The organism is Bradyrhizobium sp. SZCCHNS3016, assembly GCF_032484535.1.
Lineage (GTDB): Bacteria > Pseudomonadota > Alphaproteobacteria > Rhizobiales > Xanthobacteraceae > Bradyrhizobium.
Genome location: NZ_JAUETE010000016.1, coordinates 118,948 through 131,878 on the forward strand (window position 1 = coordinate 118,948; position 12,931 = coordinate 131,878).

Consider the following 12,931-nt stretch of genomic DNA (forward strand, 5'->3'; position numbering starts at 1 on the left):
GCCTCGCGCGGCCTACGGGGACACTGAGGATTGGACAATGGCGACGAACGCGACGACCCTGACCGGCCATGACGATCACGCGCACGACCATCCGACCGGATGGCGCCGCTGGATCTATTCGACCAACCACAAAGACATCGGCACGATGTATCTGATCTTCGCGGTGTGCGCCGGCATCATCGGCCTCGTCATGTCGGTCGCGATCCGCATCGAGCTGATGTATCCGGGCGTGCAGTTCTTTCACGAGAACCACACCTACAACGTGTTCGTGACCTCGCACGGCCTGATCATGATCTTCTTCATGGTCATGCCGGCGATGATCGGCGGCTTCGGCAACTGGATGGTGCCGCTGATGATCGGCGCGCCGGACATGGCGTTCCCGCGCATGAACAACATCTCGTTCTGGCTGCTGCCGGCCTCGTTCGCGCTGCTGCTGACCTCGACCTTCGTCGAGGGCGAGCCCGGCGCCAACGGCGTCGGCGCCGGCTGGACGATGTATGTGCCGCTGTCGACCTCAGGTCATCCGGGACCGGCGGTGGATTTCGCGATCCTGTCGCTGCATCTCGCCGGTGCGTCGTCGATCCTCGGCTCGATCAACTTCATCACCACCATCTTCAACATGCGTGCGCCGGGCATGACCCTGCACAAGATGCCGCTGTTCGTGTGGTCGATCCTGGTGACGGTGTTCCTGCTGCTGCTGTCGCTGCCGGTGCTCGCCGGCGCCATCACCATGATGCTGACCGACCGCAATTTCGGCACCACCTTCTTCGATCCGGCCGGCGGCGGCGACCCGCTGCTGTTCCAGCACCTGTTCTGGTTCTTCGGCCATCCGGAAGTGTACATCCTGATCCTGCCCGGCTTCGGCATGATCAGCCAGATCGTGTCGACCTTCTCGCGCAAGCCCGTGTTCGGCTATCTCGGCATGGCCTACGCCATGGTCGCGATCGGCGGCATCGGCTTCGTGGTGTGGGCGCACCACATGTACACGGTCGGCATGTCCTCGGCGACGCAGGCCTATTTCGTCGCCGCCACCATGGTGATCGCGGTGCCCACCGGCGTGAAGATCTTCTCCTGGATCGCCACGATGTGGGGCGGCTCGATCGAATTCCGCGCGCCGATGCTGTGGGCGGTGGGCTTCATCTTCCTGTTCACGGTCGGCGGCGTCACCGGCGTCGTGCTGGCGAATGCCGGCGTCGACCGCGTGCTGCAGGACACCTATTACGTCGTCGCGCACTTCCACTACGTGCTGTCGCTCGGCGCCGTGTTCGCCATCTTCGCGGGCTGGTACTACTGGTTCCCGAAGATGTTCGGCTACATGTATAACGAGACCATCGCCAAGGCGCACTTCTGGGTCACCTTCGTCGGCGTGAACCTGGTGTTCTTCCCGCAGCACTTCCTCGGCCTGTCGGGCATGCCGCGCCGCTACATCGACTATCCCGACGCCTATGCCGGCTGGAATCTGGTGTCGTCGATCGGCTCCTACATCTCGGCCTTCGGCGTGCTGATCTTCATCTACGGGGTCGTCGACGCCTTCATGCGCAAGCAGCAGGCGGCGAACAATCCGTGGGGACCGGGCGCGACGACGTTGGAATGGACCCTGTCCTCGCCGCCGCCGTTCCACCAGTTCGAGGTGCTGCCGAAGGTGCAGTGAGCCTGATCTCTCCGACGCGGCGCCCATCCGGCGCCGCGTCGATATCCGCCGGTGGTGCGCCCGATGGTTTGCCGGATGGAGTCTTGAATCGAGGTTCTGGCGGGCCCTGCGTCAGAGCCGTTTGAATTGAAGCCTGTGAATTGAAGTCTGGATTCGTCGTGTCGATCATCGATCAGAACGCCATTGCCGTCGGCCCGCGGATTTCCGAGGCCGATGTCGGCGACTACCTCGCGCTCTTGAAGCCGCGGGTGATGTCGCTCGTGGTCTTCACGGCGCTGATCGGCCTGCTGATCGCGCCCGGCCATTTCCATCCGGTTCTCGCCATCACCTCGCTGCTGTGCATCGCCGTCGGCGCCGGCGCCTCCGGGGCGCTGAACATGGCGCTGGAAGGCGACATCGACGCGCTGATGTCACGCACCGCCAACCGTCCGATCCCGCGCGGCCGCATCACCCGCCAGGAGGCGCTGGCCTTCGGCATCACGCTGTCGTTCTTCTCGGTGCTGACGCTCGGCATCCTCGTCAACTGGTTCGCCGGCGCGCTGCTCGCCTTCACCGTCTTCTTCTACGTCGTCATCTACACGCTGTGGCTGAAGCGCTGGACCGCGCAGAACATCGTCATTGGCGGCGCCGCCGGCGCCCTGCCGCCGGTGGTCGCCTGGGTGTCGGCCACGGGATCGATCGCGCCGGAGCCGCTCTGGCTGTTCCTGATCATCTTCTTCTGGACCCCGCCGCATTTCTGGGCGCTGGCGCTGTTCCGCAGCGACGATTACGCCCGCGCCGGCGTGCCGATGCTGCCGGTGGTCGCCGGCCCCGATGCGACCCGGCTGCAGATCCTGCTCTACACGATCGTGCTGGTGGCGGTCGCGCTGGCGCCCTGGCCGCTCGGCTATTTCGATGCCGTCTACGGCGTCGTCTCGCTGGCGCTCGGCGCCGGCATGCTATGGCTCGCGATCGAGGTGTTCCGCAAGCGCGAGCGCAGCACCTCGTTGCGCGCCAACCGCAGGCTGTTCGCCTTCTCGATCCTTTACCTGTTCGCACTGTTCGCGACGCTCGGGCTCGAAGCGGTCGCGCGCATGATCGCGCCGCTGATCTGGTAAGAGGCGCATGGCGATCACGATGGCAGATCCGAACGAGCAAGAGGGCATCGTCCTCACCGAGGCGCAGCTGCGCAGCCGCCGTCGCCGCTCGATCGCGATTGCGCTCGCGCTCGGCGTGCTGGTGGTGCTGTTCTTCGCGGTGACCATGGTGAAGGGTCCCGCGGTGCTGAATCGGCCGATGTAGAGACGCGATGCAGGACAGGGCGAAGCAGACCGCAATGGAGACAACCGACCAGATCGTTCCGGCGACAGCGCCGGCCGCGCCGCGCCGCGGCCTCGGCCGCGATGCGCTGGTCGGCGGCATCTGCGGCGCCGTCGTGGTGCTGATGGTCGGCGCGTCCTATGCGGCCGTGCCGTTCTACAACTGGTTCTGCCGCGCCACTGGCTTCAACGGCACCACGCAGGTCGCGACCGCGGCGCCGTCGTCGGCGCCGCTGGCGCGCCGGATCGGCATCCGTTTCGATGCCAATGTCGCCGGCGGGCTGCCGTGGAAGTTCGAGCCGGAGAAGACCGAGATCGAGGTCGCGATCGGCGAGGTGGTCACGGTCTACTACAAGGTCACCAACCAGGCGGCGCGCACCACCATGGCGCAGGCGGCCTACAACGTGACGCCGCTGACGTCGGGCGCCTATTTCCAGAAGATCAACTGCTTCTGCTTCACCGAACAGACCATGGCCCCGGGCGAGACCCGTGAGATGCCTGTCGTGTTCTACGTCGATCCGGCGATCGCGGCCGATCACGAGAATGACGGGCTGAAGACGATCACGCTGTCCTACACCTTCTATCCCGTCCGCGACGCCGAGCCCAAGCCGGTCGCCGCGGGCGAGCCGGACAAACCGCGGGGCAACCTGTGACCGCGCGGACGTCCGATGTCCGGGGACCATTGCTGTTGAACGACACCGTGCCGGCGCGACCGGCATCGATCTGGGGAGAGACCTGACATGGCTGAGGCGCACGCCAAGCATCACGACTACCATCTCGTCGACCCGAGCCCCTGGCCGTTCGTCGGCTCGGTCTCGGCCTTCATCATGGCGTTCGGCGCGATCGGCTGGATGCACAAGATGTTCGGAGCCGCGCCGGTCGTGTTCGGCATCGGCACCATCGGCGTGCTCTACACCATGGCGAGCTGGTGGGGCGACGTCATCAAGGAAGCGCAGTACAAGGGCGATCACACCCGCGTGGTGCAGCTCCATCACCGCTACGGTATGATCCTGTTCATCGCCTCCGAGGTGATGTTCTTCGTCGCCTGGTTCTGGGCCTATTTCAATGCCGCGCTGTATCCGAACTTCGAGGTGCAGGCCACCCGCGACGCCCTGTTCGGCGGCGTCTGGCCGCCAAAGGGCATCGAGACCTTCGATCCCTGGCATCTGCCGCTGCTCAATACGCTGATCCTGCTGACTTCGGGCACCACGGTGACTTGGGCACACCACGCGCTGCTCGAGGGCGACCGCAAGGGGCTGAAATACGGCCTGATCCTCACCATCCTCTTGGGCGCCACCTTCACCTGCGTGCAGGCCTATGAGTACAGCCACGCGACGTTCTCGTTCGCCGGCCACATCTACGGCTCGACCTTCTTCATGGCGACCGGCTTCCACGGCTTCCACGTCCTGGTCGGCACGATCTTCCTGATCGTCTGCCTGGCGCGCGCCTATGCCGGCCACTTCACGCCCAAGCAGCATCTCGGCTTCGAGTTCGCGGCCTGGTACTGGCACTTCGTCGACGTGGTCTGGCTGTTCCTGTTCATCTGCATCTACGTCTGGGGCCACGGCGCCGAGGCGATGGCCCACGGCGCGCACTGAAGCTGGCGCGTACCGGTTCCGCCGAACGTGCTAAGAAGGGGCGGCCGTCGGGCCGCCCTTTCTCGTTGCGGCGGCGCCCGGCGGTTGATCGAAATGTGATCCGCTCTCGTCGCCTCCGGTTGTATCACCATGAGGCGTCGCCCGGCCGCCCAGGGGGCAAGACACCATGACCACCCATCCGCCCGTCACTTTGGCCCAGACCGTCCTGCGCGGGCTCGCCTGCCGCTGCCCGCGCTGCGGCCGGGGCAAGCTGTTCGACGGCTTCCTTAACCTGCGCAAGCGTTGCGAAGCCTGCGATCTCGACTACGCCTTCATCGACACCGGCGACGGTCCGGCGATCTTCATCATGATGCTCGCCGGCGCCATCGTGGTCGGCGCCGCCCTGATCGTCGAGGTGAAGTATCAGCCGCCGTTCTGGGTCCATGCCGCGCTATGGGGACCGCTGATCCTGGTGACGACGCTGCTGCCGCTGCGCGCGATGAAGTCGCTGCTGATCGCCCTGCAATTCCACCACAAGGCCGCGCCCGGCCGTTTGGTGGACAAAACGCCGCGATGAGGGACTTAACTGATCGCCGCCGGCGTGGTGCGCTCCCTCCCCCCTTGTGGGGGAGGGGTGGGGAGGGGGGGAGCTCCGGCGGCAGTCTTTGTGGGGCTACCCCCACCCCCAACCCCTCCCCGCGAGGGGGAGGGGAGCGCACCGTCTGCGTCGGCAGAGCGCGCAGCCTGTCGTTGGCGGCCCTGCAACGATGACCTCGACCCGCCCCAACACCTCATCTCGCGCCTTTGCCGCCTTCACCCTCGTCATGGTCGCACTGTTCATCGGCCTCGGCGTCTGGCAGTTGCAGCGCCGGGCAGCGAAGCATGCGCTGATCGCCGCGCTCACCGATCGCGTCGCCGCTGCGCCCGCGCCGCTGCCGCCACAGACGGAATGGCGCACGCTGACGCCGGAGCGCGACGAATTTCGCCGCGTCAGCTTCACCGCCACCTACACCAGACTGCCGGATGCCATGGTCTACAGCGCCGGCTCGGCCGTGCGGGAGGACGTCTCCGGGCCGGGCACCTGGGCGTTCCTCCCCGCGCGCCTGCCGTCTGGCGAGACCGTCGTGATCGACGCCGGCTTCGTCGCCAACACGATGCAGGAACGCGCGGTACAGGACCGCGCCACCGCCAAGCTGGTCACCGCCGAGCCGCTCACCCTGACCGGCTATCTGCGTTTCCCCGAGGCTGCAGGCGTGCTCACCGCCGCCGAAAACCGCGGCAAGCGGCTGTGGTTCACGCGCGATCATCTGGCGATGGCCAAGGCGCTCGGCTGGGGCGAGGTCGCACCGTTCTACATCGACCTCGAGACCCCGGTGCCGGACAACGGCATCCCCAAGCCCGGCCCGTTGTCGCCGCATCTGCGCGACGAGCACATGCAATACGCGATCACCTGGTTCTCGCTCGCCGCGGCGCTGATCATCGCGTTTGCGGTGTGGGCGAGGGGACGGCGCGCGGCGGATCGATGCCCCCCGCAGCGCGCATGAGCGACAGCGACATGCGGAACCGGTGCTGACCCCGCAGGTCGCAGCCGCTCATGCGCGCTGCGCCCCCCGCAAAACGGCGCTTGACTTAGAGTGCGCTCGAACCCGTAGCCTGCCGGGCGTCGTGAATGGAGACGGGAGCGCATGAAGATCGGCGAGCTGGCCAGGCAGTCGGGGCTGACGCCCCATACGATCCGCTACTATGAGCGGATCGGGCTGCTGCCCAGGGCCGATCGCGATCGTCAGCGGCAGCGGGACTACGACGCATCGATCCTGACCTGGATCGAATTCCTCGGCCGGATGAAGGCTACGGGAATGCCGATCCGGGACATGCTGCGCTATGCCGAGTTGCGGGCGCGCGGCGTCGCCACCGAGCCCGAGCGGCGCCAGCTCCTGGAGCGGCATCGCGACGTGGTCCGGGCGCGCGTCGCCAGCTTGCAGGACTGCCTTCTCGTTCTCGACGGCAAGATCGCCGGCTATGCCGGCACCAGCAAGAGGACGAACGATCATGACGCCATCAACGCCCAGCCGATCCACGACGACGAACCCGACGCCGTCCAGCCCGCAAGCCGGCGCGACCGGCAATCAGGATCGGCTGGCGCGCGGCCGGCGCGCGCTCGATAGCATCGACGGCGAGGCCGGCCACAATGTGATCGCGGCGCTCGCCGACATCGCGCCGGATTTTGCGACCTACGTGATCGAGTTTCCGTTCGGCGACATCTATTCACGCCCCGGCCTCGATCTGCGCAGCCGCGAGATCGCGACCATCGCGTCCTTGACCGCGCTCGGCAATGCCACCCCTCAGCTCAAGGTTCATATTCATGCGGGCCTCAATGTCGGCCTCAGCCGCGACGAGATCACCGAGGTGATCATGCAGATGGCGGTCTATGCCGGCTTTCCCGCCGCGCTCAACGGCCTGTTTGCGGCCAAGGCCGTGTTCGCCGAGGCCGATGCGAAGGGCGCGGAGGCCGCACAGCTCTGAGCGGCCGCCGGGTCACTCGTAGCCCGCATGAGCAACGCGACATGCGGGACCGGTGCCGACCCCGCATGTCGCTGTCGCTCATGCGCGCCACGGTTGCGGGCTACGGCTTGGCCTCGATCGACCGCACGCTCCCCGAGACCTTCACCGGCGCGCCGGTCAATCTGTCGAGATCGACCTGCAGGCAGCAGGGCACGCCCATGTCCTCGCCCTGGCGGATCACGATCGGCCCCTCGGCTGCCCAGGCGAGCTCGCGCAGATAGCCGGCAGACGACGATCGTCAACGTTTCTACCGAACGCATTGAACCGGGCGATGACGGCGGAGCGGGAGGCTGGTTCAGAGCGCCACCATGCGCTGCGCTCCCGCGCCGGCGTCCGTAACGCCGCCGTAACCCGGAGCCGCGACCATTGCTGTGCCAACAACCGGTTTCGCGCACGGGCCAAAACCATTATGGTGCCGGACCATGTTGCCGCCAGGCGGTTCCGATTTCGAATTCAATCAACGGGTTATGGCCTGGTGACGCAGGTCAGGAGAGCGGTTTGACGCGCTATGTTTCGACCCGCGGGGAAGCCCCCGCGCTCACCTTCTGCGACGTGATGCTGACCGGGCTCGCCCGCGACGGCGGCCTGTACGTGCCCGAGACCTGGCCGCAGCTCTCGGCCGACACCATCGCCTCGTTCTTCGGCCGGCCCTATTGGGAGGTCGCCGTCGAGGTCATCAAGCCGTTCGTCGCCGGCGAGATTTCCGACGAAGAGCTCGGCCGCATGGCCAACGAGGCCTATGCCACCTTCCGCCACCCGGCCGTGGTGCCGCTCGACCAGATCGCGCCGCATCAGTTCGTGCTGGAGCTGTTCCACGGCCCGACCTTGGCGTTCAAGGACGTGGCGATGCAGCTGATCTCGCGGCTGATGGACCACGTGCTCGCCAAGCGCGGCGAGCGTACCACCATCGTCGTCGCGACCTCCGGCGACACCGGCGGCGCCGCGGTCGAGGCTTTCGCCGGCCGCGACAATGCCGATCTCATCGTGCTGTTCCCGCATGGCCGCATCTCCGAGGTGCAGCGGCGGATGATGACGACGTCGGGTGCGGCCAACGTGCATGCGCTGGCGATCGAAGGTCATTTCGACGACTGCCAGGCGATCGTGAAGGGCCTTTTCAACCATCACGGCTTCCGCGATTCGGTCAGGCTGTCGGGCGTCAACTCGATCAACTGGGCGCGCGTCGTCGCCCAGGTGGTCTACTACTTCACCTCGGCGGTCGCGATCGGCGCGCCGCACCGCGCCGTCGACTTCACCGTGCCCACCGGCAATTTCGGCGACATCTTCGCCGGCTATGTCGCCAAGCGCATGGGCCTGCCGGTGCGCACGTTGCGCGTCGCGACCAACGTCAACGACATCCTCGCCCGGACGCTGACCACCGGCATCTACGAGGTGCGCGAGGTGCATGCGACGGCTTCACCCTCGATGGACATCCAGGTGTCGTCGAATTTCGAGCGGCTGTTGTTCGAGGCCGGCGGCCGCGACGCCGGCACGGTGCGGCGGCTGATGGAGAGCCTCAAACAGTCCGGCCGCTTCGTGTTGCCGGATGCGATGCTGGCGGCGATCCGCGCCGATTTCGATGCCGGCCGCGCCGACGAGACCGAGACGGCGGCGGCGATCCGCGCTGCGTTCCGCGAGGCCGGCGATCTCGTCGATCCGCACACGGCGGTGGCGCTGGCCGTGGCCGATCGCGACGGCACGGATCTGACGGTGCCGAACATCGTTCTGTCGACCGCACATCCCGCCAAATTCCCTGATGCGGTCGAGGCCGCCTGCGGGATGCGGCCGCATCTGCCGTCGTGGCTCGAAGGGCTGATGAGCAAGCGCGAGGACATCAGGATCATGCGGAACGACCAGGCCGAGGTGGAGAAGTTCATCCGCTCGGTCAGCCGGGCCGCCAAGCAGGGAATTGCATGATGGGTGTGGAAGTCACCAAGCTGCCGACGGGGTTGACGGTCGTCACCGACACGATGCCGCATCTGGAGACGGCGGCGCTCGGGGTCTGGGCCGGCGTCGGCGGCCGCGACGAGAAGCCGGATGAGCACGGCATCTCGCATCTGCTCGAGCATATGGCATTCAAGGGCACGACGACGCGCAGCGCCCGCGAGATCGTCGAGACGGTCGAGGCGGTCGGCGGCGATCTCAATGCCGGCACCTCGACCGAGACCACGGCCTATTACGCCCGCGTGCTGAAGGCGGACGTGCCGATGGCGCTCGATGTGCTCTCCGACATTCTCGCCAATCCGTCGTTCGTGCCGGAGGAGCTGGAGCGCGAGAAGAACGTGATCGTACAGGAAATCGGCGCGGCACAGGACACGCCCGATGACGTCGTGTTCGAGCATCTCAATGAGCTGTGCTTTCCGGACCAGCCGATGGGCCGCTCGCTGCTCGGCACCGCCAAGACGCTGGAGGCGTTCGATCGCGACAAGCTGCACGGCTATCTGTCGACGCATTATCGCGGACCCGACATGGTGGTCGCGGCGGCCGGCGCCGTCGATCATCAGCGGGTGGTCGAGGATGTGACGAAGCGATTTGCCAGCTTCAATGGCGGCCCGGCGCCGAAGCCGCTGCCGGCGACATTCGGCAAGGGCGGCTCGCGCGTCGTGCACCGCGATCTCGAGCAGGCGCATCTCACGCTTGCGCTCGAGGGCGTGCCGCAGGCCGATCCGTCGCTGTTCTCGCTGCAGGTGTTCACCAACATCCTGGGCGGCGGCATGTCGTCCCGGCTGTTCCAGGAGGTGCGCGAGAACCGGGGGCTCTGCTACTCCGTCTATACGTTCCACGCGCCCTATAGCGACACCGGCTTCTTCGGCCTCTACACCGGGACAGATCCGGCCGACGCGCCCGAGATGATGGAGGTCGTGGTCGACATCATCGGCAATGCGGTGGAGACCTTGAGCGAGGCCGAGGTCGCCCGCGCCAAGGCGCAGATGAAGGCCGGGCTGCTGATGGCGCTGGAGAGCTGCAGTGCCCGAGCCGAGCAATTGGCGCGGCATATCCTGGCCTATGGACGGCCGCAGACCTTGCAGGAGATGGTCGCCAAGATCGAGGCGGTCAGCGTCGAGAGCACGCGCGATGCGGCGCGGGCGCTGCTCGCACGCAGCAAGCCGGCCGTCGTCGCGCTCGGCACCGGCAGGGGTCTGGACACAGCGGTAACTTTCGCCGAAGGTCTGACCGGTTCGAGATCGAAGGCCCAACTGCACTGAACGTGGTGCGGCTCGGTGCGGTCTTCGCATTGAATTCCGCCAGGACTCGGCGCCGGAGATCTGGGGTGGGTCGGAGCAGGCTTCGACCCGGAAAGAGCAGGGGGAGCATCACAGATGGCCCTGTTTCGCTTGCCATCCAACGGACCGGCTGCGCTGGCTCCGCGCGGCCAGGGCCTGCTGCTGCGCGCGCCGCAGATGGCCGATTACGCGCAATGGGCGCGGCTGCGCGAGATCAGCCGCGACTATCTCACGCCCTGGGAGCCGATCTGGCCGTCCGACGACCTGACGCGCTCCGGCTTCCGCCGCCGGCTGCGCCGCTATGCCGAGGATATCTCGGCCGACCGCTCCTATCCGTTCATCCTCTTCCGTGAGCAGGATGGCGCCATGCTCGGCGGCATCACGCTCGCCAATGTCCGCCGCGGCATCGTCCAGGCCGGCACCATCGGCTACTGGATGGGGCAGCCGTTCGCGCATCATGGCTACATGACGGCGGCGCTGCGGCTGCTGCTGCCGACCTTGTTCGGCGAGCTCAATCTGCACCGGGTCGAGGCGGCCTGCATCCCGACCAATACGCCGTCGATTCGCGTGCTGGAGAAATGCGGCTTCACCCGCGAGGGCCTGGCGCGTCGCTACCTGTGCATCAACGGGGTCTGGCAGGACCATTACCTCTATGGCCTGTTGCACGAGGATTTCCGGGGGTAGCAATCGTGATCGGGATGGCCGCGGGAGAGGCCGATCGGGGCTGGTTCCGGCCTCTGAATTGGGTATAGACGCCTGGGCTGGGCGACCGAGTTGCCGAGGATATCAGACGATGCGAGAGACGAGCGTGATCAGGGTTGGGACGTTGGCAGCCGTGCTGCTGGCCTTGGGAGCCGCGGGCGCGGCGCCGCCGGCGGCCGCCCAATCGCTGACCGACCGCTTCAAGAGCCTGTTCGGCGGCGGCTCCGACAACAAGGGACAGGAGAACTTGCCGGCCGGCGGCGGACCGCCGGCCGATCCGACCGAGGGCCTGACCTGTCCGCCGGTCAGCATTCGCGCCGGTGCCTCGACCTATGCCGTGGCCGCGCCCGGCAAGCAGGCGGTCGGCAATGACGTCCGGTTCCAGGCGTCGATCACGAAGACCGCGCGCGAATGCAATCTCAACGGGGCCGAAATCACCGCCAAGATCGGCATCCAGGGCCGCATCGTTGCCGGCCCCGCGGGCGCGCCGGCGAGCGTCGACATTCCCATGCGCATCGCCGTGGTCCAGGGCGGCATCGGCGAGAAGGTGATCGCGACCAAGTCGTATCGCACCACGGTGCAGATGACCGAGGACGGCAGCGTGCCGTTCACGATCGTCGCCGAGGACATGGTCTATCCGGTCCCGCCGCCCGGCGCCAATGCCGACAATTACGTCTTCTACATCGGCTTCGACCCGCAGGCCCTGACCCCGGAGCGGCCGCACGGCAAGAAGCGGAGGTGAGGCGGGTGAACGACGGCGAGGCCGCGCTCGGCATGTCCGGGGCTGATGGCCTTCAACGCAAAAGGCCGGCGCGATGAAATCGCCCCGGCCTTTTGAAAATACTGGATCAGATGGACTGCCGCTCAGTTCAGCTTGCGGCCGACTTCCGCGATGCCTTTGGCGACGAGGTCTTCGCCAAGAGCGCCCTTGACCGACTGCGACAGCACGGTCGCGGCGGCCTGGACGGCGGCCTCCGCCGCAGCGGACCTGACGTCGGCGAGAGCCTGGGCCTCGGCGAGGGCGATCTTGCCCTCGGCGGCCTTGGTGCGACGGGCGACGAAGTCTTCCATCTTGGCCTTGGCCTCGGCCGCGATGCGCTCGGCTTCCGCCTTGGCGCTGGCGATGATCTCCTCGGCCTCACGTTCGGCACTGGCGCGGCGGGTCTTGTAGTCGGCGAGCACCTTGGCCGCCTCTTCCTTGAGCCGCTTGGCCTCCGCCAACTCGTTCCTGATGCGCTCGGAGCGATTGTCGAGCGCCTTCAGGACCGTGCGGTGGACACCGAGATAGGCGAACAGGCCCATCAGGATCACGAAGGCAATCGCAACCCAGGTTTCCGGATCAGCAAGCAAATGCATCAGGCTGTTCCCTTCAACGATGCATCGACCGCAGCCTCGACCGTCTTGGCCGCAGGGGCCTTGCCGGTGAGCTGCTTCACGATCGCGCTGGCTGCGTCTGCGGCGATGCCGCGGACATTGGTCATTGCGGTCGTGCGCGTGGTGGCGATGGACTTCTCAGCCGCCGCAAGCTTGGCAGCGAGGCTGTCTTCCAGCGCCTTGCGCTCGGCGTCCGAAGAAGCCGCGAGCTTCTCGCGGGTCTCGGCTCCGATTGCCTGGGCACGGGCACGAGCCGTCGCCAGCTCGCTTTCATACGCCTTCATCGCGGCTTCGGATTCATCCTTCAGCCGCTGCGCTTCAGCCAGATCGCCGTCGATCGACTTCTGGCGGGCGTCGATGACGGCCCCGACCTTCGGCAGCGCCACACGCGAGACAATCACGTACAGCGCCACGAAGGCGATCACCAGGGAGACGATCTGGGAGGGAAAGGTTTCCTTCTGGAAGGGAGGGAAACCATGCCCGCCATCGGCCTCAGTATGGGCGCTTGCGGTGCCCTTGGCCTCGCCATGACTTTCAGCCACGGGC

Annotated in this window: 16 protein-coding genes; 14 read left to right on the forward strand and 2 right to left on the reverse strand. The window is 66.8% G+C overall.

Going from position 1 to position 12,931, the window contains the following annotated elements; all coding sequences use genetic code 11:
* Positions 1-37 precede the first annotated feature (37 nt).
* The 14 genes from ctaD to QW881_RS26840 all read left to right on the forward strand — a co-directional run bounded on the left by ctaD (position 38) and on the right by QW881_RS26840 (position 11,753).
* Positions 38-1,651, forward strand: coding sequence for a cytochrome c oxidase subunit I (ctaD, locus tag QW881_RS26775; protein ID WP_315735873.1), 1,614 nt, complete (start codon positions 38-40; stop codon positions 1,649-1,651).
* A gap of 158 nt (positions 1,652-1,809) precedes the next feature.
* Positions 1,810-2,748 (forward strand): heme o synthase, encoded by a 939-nt coding sequence (locus QW881_RS26780; protein ID WP_315757596.1) that lies wholly within the window; start codon positions 1,810-1,812, stop codon positions 2,746-2,748.
* 7 nt (positions 2,749-2,755) lie between these two features.
* On the forward strand, positions 2,756-2,932 hold the full coding sequence (locus QW881_RS26785; RefSeq protein WP_315735877.1) for a CoxF protein: 177 nt from the start codon (positions 2,756-2,758) through the stop codon (positions 2,930-2,932).
* A gap of 34 nt (positions 2,933-2,966) precedes the next feature.
* Positions 2,967-3,602, forward strand: coding sequence for a cytochrome c oxidase assembly protein (locus tag QW881_RS26790; RefSeq protein WP_315757595.1), 636 nt, complete (start codon positions 2,967-2,969; stop codon positions 3,600-3,602).
* An 87-nt stretch (positions 3,603-3,689) separates the two neighbouring features.
* Complete coding sequence (locus QW881_RS26795; RefSeq protein ID WP_315757594.1) at positions 3,690-4,547, forward strand: cytochrome c oxidase subunit 3; 858 nt, start codon at positions 3,690-3,692, stop codon at positions 4,545-4,547.
* Between the two features lie 166 nt (positions 4,548-4,713).
* Positions 4,714-5,103: a DUF983 domain-containing protein gene (locus tag QW881_RS26800; RefSeq protein ID WP_315735883.1), complete on the forward strand. Its 390-nt coding sequence runs from the start codon at positions 4,714-4,716 to the stop codon at positions 5,101-5,103.
* Positions 5,104-5,293: 190 nt separating this feature from the next.
* Complete coding sequence (locus tag QW881_RS26805) at positions 5,294-6,070, forward strand: SURF1 family protein (RefSeq protein WP_316158937.1); 777 nt, start codon at positions 5,294-5,296, stop codon at positions 6,068-6,070.
* Positions 6,071-6,211: 141 nt separating this feature from the next.
* Positions 6,212-6,691, forward strand: coding sequence for a MerR family transcriptional regulator (locus QW881_RS26810; protein ID WP_315757592.1), 480 nt, complete (start codon positions 6,212-6,214; stop codon positions 6,689-6,691).
* Positions 6,576-7,049 (forward strand): carboxymuconolactone decarboxylase family protein, encoded by a 474-nt coding sequence (locus QW881_RS26815; protein WP_315757680.1) that lies wholly within the window; start codon positions 6,576-6,578, stop codon positions 7,047-7,049. Before QW881_RS26810 ends, QW881_RS26815 begins: the two co-directional genes overlap by 116 nt.
* A gap of 65 nt (positions 7,050-7,114) precedes the next feature.
* A complete protein-coding gene (locus tag QW881_RS26820) occupies positions 7,115-7,309 on the forward strand; it encodes a hypothetical protein (RefSeq protein ID WP_315757591.1) in 195 nt (64 codons plus the stop codon).
* Between the two features lie 277 nt (positions 7,310-7,586).
* A complete protein-coding gene (gene thrC, locus QW881_RS26825; RefSeq protein ID WP_315757590.1) occupies positions 7,587-9,002 on the forward strand; it encodes a threonine synthase in 1,416 nt (471 codons plus the stop codon).
* Positions 9,002-10,291, forward strand: coding sequence for a pitrilysin family protein (locus tag QW881_RS26830; protein WP_315735902.1), 1,290 nt, complete (start codon positions 9,002-9,004; stop codon positions 10,289-10,291). Before thrC ends, QW881_RS26830 begins: the two co-directional genes overlap by 1 nt.
* Before the next feature lie 114 nt (positions 10,292-10,405).
* Positions 10,406-10,993, forward strand: a complete 588-nt coding sequence (locus QW881_RS26835) for a GNAT family protein (protein WP_315735904.1) — start codon at positions 10,406-10,408, stop codon at positions 10,991-10,993.
* A gap of 142 nt (positions 10,994-11,135) precedes the next feature.
* Positions 11,136-11,753 carry a hypothetical protein gene (locus QW881_RS26840; RefSeq protein WP_315757679.1) on the forward strand — a complete coding sequence of 206 codons (618 nt, stop codon included), beginning with the start codon at positions 11,136-11,138 and terminating at the stop codon, positions 11,751-11,753.
* Positions 11,754-11,875: 122 nt separating this feature from the next.
* On the opposite strand, the gene QW881_RS26845 is transcribed toward QW881_RS26840, so the two are convergent.
* Both QW881_RS26845 and QW881_RS26850 read right to left on the reverse strand, forming a co-directional pair.
* Positions 11,876-12,367, reverse strand: coding sequence for an ATP F0F1 synthase subunit B (locus tag QW881_RS26845; protein WP_315757589.1), 492 nt, complete (start codon positions 12,365-12,367; stop codon positions 11,876-11,878).
* Entirely contained in the window at positions 12,367-12,927 is a 561-nt protein-coding gene (locus QW881_RS26850) for a F0F1 ATP synthase subunit B' (protein ID WP_315757588.1), read from the reverse strand. Before QW881_RS26850 ends, QW881_RS26845 begins: the two co-directional genes overlap by 1 nt.
* Positions 12,928-12,931: the final 4 nt, after the last annotated feature.

What these genes read in the sequence shown, in the direction of transcription:
- QW881_RS26785 (WP_315735877.1), top strand. Translation starts at nt 2,756, where the DNA reads ATGGCGATCACGATGGCAGATCCGAACGAGCAAGAGGGCATCGTCCTC.
- QW881_RS26820 (WP_315757591.1), top strand. Translation starts at nt 7,115, where the DNA reads ATGTCGCTGTCGCTCATGCGCGCCACGGTTGCGGGCTACGGCTTGGCC.
- QW881_RS26830 (WP_315735902.1), top strand. Translation starts at nt 9,002, where the DNA reads ATGGGTGTGGAAGTCACCAAGCTGCCGACGGGGTTGACGGTCGTCACC.
- QW881_RS26835 (WP_315735904.1), top strand. Translation starts at nt 10,406, where the DNA reads ATGGCCCTGTTTCGCTTGCCATCCAACGGACCGGCTGCGCTGGCTCCG.
- QW881_RS26815 (WP_315757680.1), top strand. Translation starts at nt 6,576, where the DNA reads ATGACGCCATCAACGCCCAGCCGATCCACGACGACGAACCCGACGCCG.
- QW881_RS26790 (WP_315757595.1), top strand. Translation starts at nt 2,967, where the DNA reads ATGGAGACAACCGACCAGATCGTTCCGGCGACAGCGCCGGCCGCGCCG.
- QW881_RS26795 (WP_315757594.1), top strand. Translation starts at nt 3,690, where the DNA reads ATGGCTGAGGCGCACGCCAAGCATCACGACTACCATCTCGTCGACCCG.
- ctaD (WP_315735873.1), top strand. Translation starts at nt 38, where the DNA reads ATGGCGACGAACGCGACGACCCTGACCGGCCATGACGATCACGCGCAC.
- QW881_RS26810 (WP_315757592.1), top strand. Translation starts at nt 6,212, where the DNA reads ATGAAGATCGGCGAGCTGGCCAGGCAGTCGGGGCTGACGCCCCATACG.
- QW881_RS26845 (WP_315757589.1), bottom strand. Translation starts at nt 12,367, where the DNA reads ATGCATTTGCTTGCTGATCCGGAAACCTGGGTTGCGATTGCCTTCGTG.
- QW881_RS26800 (WP_315735883.1), top strand. Translation starts at nt 4,714, where the DNA reads ATGACCACCCATCCGCCCGTCACTTTGGCCCAGACCGTCCTGCGCGGG.
- QW881_RS26805 (WP_316158937.1), top strand. Translation starts at nt 5,294, where the DNA reads ATGACCTCGACCCGCCCCAACACCTCATCTCGCGCCTTTGCCGCCTTC.